The sequence below is a fragment of the Streptomyces sp. NPDC054840 genome (genome assembly GCF_053611065.1).
In genome coordinates, this window is record NZ_JBSGZP010000418.1 from 1 (window position 1) to 6,631 (window position 6,631).

Here is a 6,631-nt window from a genome sequence, read left to right on the forward strand (position 1 = left end):
CCCACCGCCCGCGTCCCCGTCGCGATGCTCGGCATCCTGGGCTCCGGAGCGGCCTACGTCCCCCTCGACCCCGAGGGACCCGTCTCGCGTACCGCCGACCTCCTGGCGAGCGGCGGGATCGCCCGGCTGCTGGCCGCCCCCGAACAGCGGGGCCGCGCGGAGGAGATCGCCGCAGCCGTCCCCGGCGGCCTGCCCGTCCTCGTGATCGACGACGCGGCCGCCGCGCCCCCGGGCGAGCGCCCGGCACCGGCCGGCGGACCCGACGCCCTCGCCTACGTCTGCTTCACCTCGGGTTCCACCGGCAAGCCCAAGGGCGCCATGGTCCACCGCCGGGGCATGAACAACCACCTCCTGGCCAAGGTCGAGGACCTCGGCCTCGGTGACGGCGACCGCGTGGTGATGAACGCCCCGCTCACCTTCGACATCTCCGTGTGGCAGATGCTCGCCCCGCTGATCACCGGCGGACAGGTTCACCTGGTCACCCGGGACACCGCCCGCGACCCGGCCGCCCTCTTCGACGACGCCGCCCGCCGGGGGATCACCGTCCTGGAGACCGTGCCCTCCTTCGTCCGCGCCGCCGTGGACCTGTGGGACACCGGCGGGCTGTCGCCTGCCCTGCCCGAACTGCGCTGGTTCATCGTCAACGGCGAGGTACTGCCGCCCGAACTGTGCACCCGCTGGTACGCGCGCCACCCACAGGCGGCCATCGTCAACGCCTACGGCCTCACCGAGTGCTCCGACGACAACACCCACGCCTTCATCGGCCCCGACGTGCACGCCCAGCTGGAACACGGCCGACTGCCCGTCGGCCGCCCGCTGCGCAACAACACCCTCTACCTGCTGGACGCCGCGCTCGCCCCCGTACCGCCCGGCGTGCCCGGGGAACTCTTCATCGGCGGCACCGGCGTGGGCCCCGGATACCTGCGCGACCCGCGCCGCTCCAGCGAGCGCTACGTCCCCGACCCGTTCTCGGCCGTGTCCGGCAGCCGCATGTATCGCACCGGCGACCTCGCCCGGATGCGGGCCGACGGCCAGCTCGACTTCCTCGGCCGCCAGGACCACCAGGTCAAGGTCCGCGGGAACCGCATCGAACTCGGTGAGGTGGAGACCGCTCTGCGCGCCGTGCCGGGCGTGGGCGAGGCCGTCGTCGCCGTCGACCGGGACCACGCGGGCCAGCAGCGGCTCATCTGCTACTTCACCGGGACGCCCACCGCCGAGGAGGTCCGCACGGAACTGGGCCGGAACCTCCCCAACTACATGGTCCCGTCGCTGTTCCTGCACCTGCCGCACTTCCCGCTCACCGTCAACGGCAAGCTCGACCGCAAGGCCCTCCCCGACCCGGCCACCGTGCACCGTACGGCGGGCCGGCTGCCCGCCACTCCCGCCGAGAGGACGGTCTGCGAGATCTTCGCCTCCGTCCTCGGCCTCCAGGCGGCCGGCATGGACGACGACTTCTTCGCCCACGGCGGCCACTCGCTCCTCGCCACCCGGCTGGCCGGCCGCATCGGCACCGAACTCGGCGTGCGGCTGAACATCCGCGACCTCTTCGAGACGCCCACCCCCGCGGGGATCGCCGCCCGCCTCGCGGAGGCCGGCACCGCACCCGCCCGCCCCGCGCTGCGCCCCCGCTCCCGTGACCAGGCCTGACCAGGCGTGACCGCGCCGCGAACAGCCCGACCGCACCCCCAGGAGACACCACCACCATGAGTCCGACCGAGACCACCCCCGTGCCCCTGCGCATCGCGCGCCGGGCCGGGCTTACACCCGAGGCCACCGCGGTCCGCGCACCCGAGGGCGAGCTGACGTACCGCCAGTTCGACCGGCGGGCCCGTGCGGTGGCCGAGGAACTGCGCGCCGCGGGCGCCGGGCCGGAGGACACCGTTCTCCTGGGGGTGCGCCGGGGCGTCCACTGGGCGGTGGGACTGCTGGGCATCTGGTACGCCGGCGCGGCCCCCCTCCTGGTGGACCTCGACGCCCCCGACGAGCGGCTGCGCACCCTGCTGCGGGCCGCCGGCACCCGGCACGCGGTCACCCAGGACACCGGCGCCGCCGCGATGCTGCAACGCCGCACCGGGAGCGAGCTGTTCTGGGCGTCCACCACGACCGCGGCCCCCACGTCGGCCGCCCCGCCCGCCGACGTCGCGCCCGGGTCCCTCGCCTACGTGCTGTTCACCTCCGGATCCACCGGGCTGCCCAAGCCCGTGGCGGTCGGGCACGCCGGACTCGCCGCACAGGTCGGCACCCTGGCCGAACGCTACGGGCTGACCGCCGGGGACTCGGTCCTGCAGTTCGCGGCCCCCGCCTTCGACGTCAGTCTGGAGGAGGCCCTGCCCACCTGGTGCACGGGCGGCGCGGCCGTGTTCGTCAAGGACAACGTCCTCTCGCCCGCCGAACTGGAGCCGTTCCTCGCCGCGGAGCGCATCAGTGTCGTCAACCTTCCCACCCCGTACTGGTCGCAGTGGGCCAAGGACCTGGAGCGCGCCCCCCGTCCGCTGCCGTCCGCACTGCGCCGCGTGGTGATCGGCAGCGACGCGGGCCGCACCGCGGACCTGACGCGCTGGACGGCCGCCGGCCGTCCCCCGGTGATCAGTTGCTACGGCCTCACCGAGTCCACGATCACCGCCACCTCCTACGAGCCGGAACCGGCCGAACCGGCCGCCTTCCCGGGCGACGAGCTGATCCCGCTCGGCGAACCCCTGGCGGGCGTACGGGCGTACGTCCTCGACGAGGAGCTGTGCGAGGCACCCCCCGGCGCCGCGGGCGAGCTGTACCTGGCGGGTTCCTGCCTGGCGCGCGGCTACCACGGCCGGCCGGGCCTGACCGCCGAGCGGTTCGTCGCCGACCCCTTCGCCGACGTCCCGGGCGAGCGCATGTACCGTACAGGCGACCGCGTCAGCCGGGCGCCCGGTGGGCCGCTCGTCTTCCTCGGGCGCGCCGACGACCAGGTCAAGATCCGCGGCCACCGGGTCGAACTCAAGGAGGTGGAGTCGGCCGTGGCCGCCCATCCCGACGTCGTCGACGTGGTCGCCCGCGCCGTCGCGGCGGCCGACGGACCGCAGCTCGCCGCCTGGGCCGCCGTCATACCCGGCAGCTCCCTCACACCGGACGAGCTGCGCCGTCACCTCCTCGCCAAGGTGCCCGGGTACCTCGTACCGGCCGTGGTGACACTGATGGAGCGGCTGCCCCGGACCCCGGGCGGCAAGCTCGACCCCCGGGCGCTTCCCGCGCCCGCCCCCCGATGAACCCGCAACCCGCGGATCCCGTCCGCGACCAGACAAGGAACGCACCCGTGTCCGTCACCACCGGCGAGTCGGCCGACGAGTCCACCGCGTCCGGCCAGGCCGTGGAGCGCCGGCGCCGCAGGGACTTCCGTCTCTTCATGTCCTCGCACATATGCAACGAGCTGGGCGGCAGCATCACGTACGTGGCCCTGCCGCTGATGGCGGTGCTCACCCTCGACGCCTCGGCGATGCAGGCGGGTCTGCTGTCCGCCGCGGAACACGCGGCGTTCCTGCTGCTGGGCCTGCCCGCCGGGGCCTGGGTGGACCGGATGCGCAAGCGCCGCGTGATGATGGCTGCCGACCTGGCGCGCGCCGTCCTGCTGACGGCGCTGCCGGTGGCCTTCCTGCTGGATCTGCACTCGATGCCGCTGCTGTACGCGGTCGCCCTGCTGCTGGGGTGCGCCCGGCTGTTCGGTGACGTCGCCGATCAGAGCTACCTGCCGACCCTCATCGGCAAGGACACCCTGATCACAGGCAACTCGAAGCTGGAGACGGTGCGTTCGGGGGCCGAGTTCGCCGGCCCCGGAGTCGCCGGCTTCCTGGTGCAACTGCTGGGCGCGGCCGGGACGCTGGCCGGGCAGGCCGTCACCTCGCTGGTCTCCGTGATCCTTCTGGGGCGGATCGGGGCCCGGGAGGAGAAGCCGGCACCCGCCCCGCGCCGGCACCTGCTGCGGGACATCCGCGAGGGGCTGGGCTATGTCCTGAGCCACCGCATCCTGCGGCTCATCGCCCTGAACACGGCTGCCGTGAACCTGTTCCTCAGCGCGGTGATGGCCCTCGAGGTGCTCTTCCTGACCCGGACCGTGGGGCTGCCGCCCGCAGCCATCGGCTGGGTGCTGACGACGGCCACGATCGGCTCGGTGCTGGCGGCCACCGCCGCGGACCGGGTGACCCGGGCCGTCGGCGCGGCCCGGCTCACGTGGCTGTCCCTGCTGGTGACCATGCCCTTCGGGCTGCTGCTGCCGTTGGCCGACAAGGACTGGCGGATCGGCCTGTTCGTGCTCGGGTCGCTCGTCCAGTCGGCCGGCGTCACCTTGTACAACATCTGCCAGGTCACCTACCGGCAGACGGTCTGCCCGCCCCACCTGCTCGGCCGGATGACCGCCACCATGCGCTTCCTGGTGTGGGGCGTACTGCCCCTGAGCGGCCTGCTGGCGGGACTCCTCGGCGAACTCCTGGGCGTGCGGGCCGCGCTGTGGGTGTGCGCCGCCGCCCTGTCGGCGGCCCCGCTGGTCCTGCTGGGCTCCCCGCTGCGGCGGATGCGCACGTTCGAGGACGACGCCCCGGTGGCCGGGGCCGCGGCCGCGCCGTCGGCTCAGTAGCCCAGCCGGAAGGCGATGTGGGTGAGCTGGGTCCGGTTCACCGCACCGGTCTTGCTGCGCAGCCGGCGCAGGTAGGTGTCGACGGTGTGCGGGCTCAGCCCCATCCGGCAGGCGATCATCCGGTACGTGTCCCCCTGCGCGAGGTAGGCGAGGACCTCCTGCTCGCGCGGGGTGAGGGCGGGCAGCTCCGGTGCGCGGGCGGTGAGCGTGGTGTGCAGCATGTGGGGCTCCGGATTCCGGATCGAAGAGGAAGGGGGAGCGGCGGGCTCGGCACTCCTGGTGATGGTGCGATCGCACTGTGCCATCGCATCGTTTCGGACGTCCGGTGCCTGAAGTGGCCGGACACCCGCCGCTGTTCGTCCGGTACAGCCTTTCGTCCTGCATATCCTGGCGCCAGGGGGCGGGCACCTCACCAAAGTGCCTGGCAGGAAAGCGACCAGGGGCGAAAAAGGCAAAGTGGGGCAATGCAAACATCTGACGTGGTGCCGGATCCGAACAACGCCGATGTTGACATCGATGTCTACGGCTGGGTGCTCGAACACCGCACGGTGGACGTGGACGCGGTGGCCGCCGGTACGGGGCGCGACGCGGACGAGGTCCGGCGCAGCGTGTCACGCCTGCGCGCCGCCCGCCTGCTGCACGTGAGCCCGATCGACCCGACGGTGGCCTTCGCGGTGGCCCCGGACACCGCCGCCGAGCAACTCGTGGCGCCCCTGGAGGCGCAGATCCGCGAGCAGCAGCGGGCGATCAGCGGGATCCGCGAGGACCTGGGGCGCTTCCTGCCGCACTATCTGGGCCGCCGCTCCACGGGGGAGTCGCTGGAGGTCCTGGAGAGCCTGGAGGACGTGCGCGGGGCACTCAACCGGGCCTCGCTCAACTGCGCGACCGAGATGCTCAGCTCGCAGCCCGGCGGCGGCAGCAGGGTGCCGGAGGCGATGCAGGAGGCGCTGCGGCGGGACGAGACGATGCTCCAGCGGGGGATCTCGATGCGGACCCTCTACCACCACACGGCCCGCTTCAACGGGCCGAGCCAGGCCTATGTCGCGGCCACCTCGGCACTGGGGGCGCAGTACCGTACCGCGCACGAACTGTTCGGCCGGCTCATCGCCTTCGACCGGGAACTGGCCTTCATACCGGTCGCCGACGGCAGCTGGGGCGCCGTGGTGATACGCGAGCCGTCGACCGTCGCGTACTTGTGCAACATCTTCGACCAGACCTGGGACCTGGCCTCGCCGTTCTCGGCCGCCGCGGGCCAGGGGCTCGAAGAGGTGGCCCGGGAGATCCACGAGACGATCATCCGGCTGCTCGCGGCCGGGCTGAAGGACGAGGCCATAGCCCGGCGCCTGGGCATGTCGCTGCGCACGGCCCGGCGCCACATCGCCGACATCATGCAGGAGCTGGGTGCGGGCAGTCGCTTCCAGGCGGGTGTGGCCGCCGCCGCGCGCGGTCTGCTGGACCTGGAGGGCGAGGCGGACGGCGCGGTACAGCCCTCCTGACCTGGTGTCACGCGTTCTCGTGTCTGTCGCGGGCGGCGGGCGTGTCGCATGCTGCTGGGATGGGAGCTGTGGAGCCGCCGAACAAGAGGGGCGCGTGATGGACATGCCGGATGAAGCCTGCGAACGGGAGGCCCCGCACCTGCGGGAGATCGTCCTGTTCCTCTCGGTCCACCTGGACCGGGCGCCGGGTGTGCTGTGGCCCGAGTACGACAACCCGGCGTTCGGCGACGTCGACGACACCGGCGAAGCCGATGGCACCGATGATGACGACGGCGCCGGGGCGGGTCCCGCGGGTGGCACGGTGTGCCCGGCGCAGGTGGACCGGTTCACCACCGAACTGGCCGCGCTGACAGGCCTGTCCGTCCGGCTGGACCGGGTGGAGACGGCCGGGACCGCCGCCCCCGGCGTCGGCGTGGACGCCGTCCGGGCCGGGCGGACCGGCGGTCGGGAGCATCTGCTGATCCACCAGATCGCCGGTGCCTTGACCTGGCAGCTGACCGGGACCGGCGAGAGCGGCGGGCCGGAGTCCTTC

6 protein-coding genes are annotated in these 6,631 nt (G+C 73.3%); 5 read left to right on the forward strand and 1 reads right to left on the reverse strand.

Annotated elements, in window-relative coordinates:
- The 3 genes from ACWGIU_RS25555 to ACWGIU_RS25565 form a co-directional block, all read left to right on the forward strand.
- A partial coding sequence (locus tag ACWGIU_RS25555) for a non-ribosomal peptide synthetase (protein ID WP_453709469.1) occupies positions 1 to 1,647 on the forward strand: 1,647 nt, incomplete at its 5' end.
- A 56-nt stretch (positions 1,648 to 1,703) separates the two neighbouring features.
- On the forward strand, positions 1,704 to 3,242 hold the full coding sequence (locus ACWGIU_RS25560) for an amino acid adenylation domain-containing protein (RefSeq protein ID WP_453709471.1): 1,539 nt from the start codon (positions 1,704 to 1,706) through the stop codon (positions 3,240 to 3,242).
- Between the two features lie 47 nt (positions 3,243 to 3,289).
- Positions 3,290 to 4,603, forward strand: a complete 1,314-nt coding sequence (locus tag ACWGIU_RS25565) for an MFS transporter (protein ID WP_453709473.1) — start codon at positions 3,290 to 3,292, stop codon at positions 4,601 to 4,603.
- Here ACWGIU_RS25565 and ACWGIU_RS25570 read toward each other — a convergent pair.
- Positions 4,597 to 4,824 (reverse strand): response regulator transcription factor, encoded by a 228-nt coding sequence (locus tag ACWGIU_RS25570; RefSeq protein ID WP_030016799.1) that lies wholly within the window; start codon positions 4,822 to 4,824, stop codon positions 4,597 to 4,599. The genes ACWGIU_RS25565 and ACWGIU_RS25570 overlap by 7 nt on opposite strands.
- 243 nt (positions 4,825 to 5,067) lie before the next feature.
- Here ACWGIU_RS25570 and ACWGIU_RS25575 point away from each other — a divergent pair, with 243 nt between their 5' ends.
- Both ACWGIU_RS25575 and ACWGIU_RS25580 read left to right on the forward strand, forming a co-directional pair.
- A complete protein-coding gene (locus tag ACWGIU_RS25575; RefSeq protein ID WP_453709475.1) occupies positions 5,068 to 6,099 on the forward strand; it encodes a helix-turn-helix domain-containing protein in 1,032 nt (343 codons plus the stop codon).
- Between the two features lie 97 nt (positions 6,100 to 6,196).
- On the forward strand, positions 6,197 to 6,631 hold a 435-nt coding region (locus ACWGIU_RS25580), incomplete at its 3' end, for a hypothetical protein (RefSeq protein ID WP_453709477.1).

What these genes read in the sequence shown, in the direction of transcription:
- ACWGIU_RS25560 (WP_453709471.1), top strand. Translation starts at nt 1,704, where the DNA reads ATGAGTCCGACCGAGACCACCCCCGTGCCCCTGCGCATCGCGCGCCGG.
- ACWGIU_RS25570 (WP_030016799.1), bottom strand. Translation starts at nt 4,824, where the DNA reads ATGCTGCACACCACGCTCACCGCCCGCGCACCGGAGCTGCCCGCCCTC.
- ACWGIU_RS25575 (WP_453709475.1), top strand. Translation starts at nt 5,068, where the DNA reads ATGCAAACATCTGACGTGGTGCCGGATCCGAACAACGCCGATGTTGAC.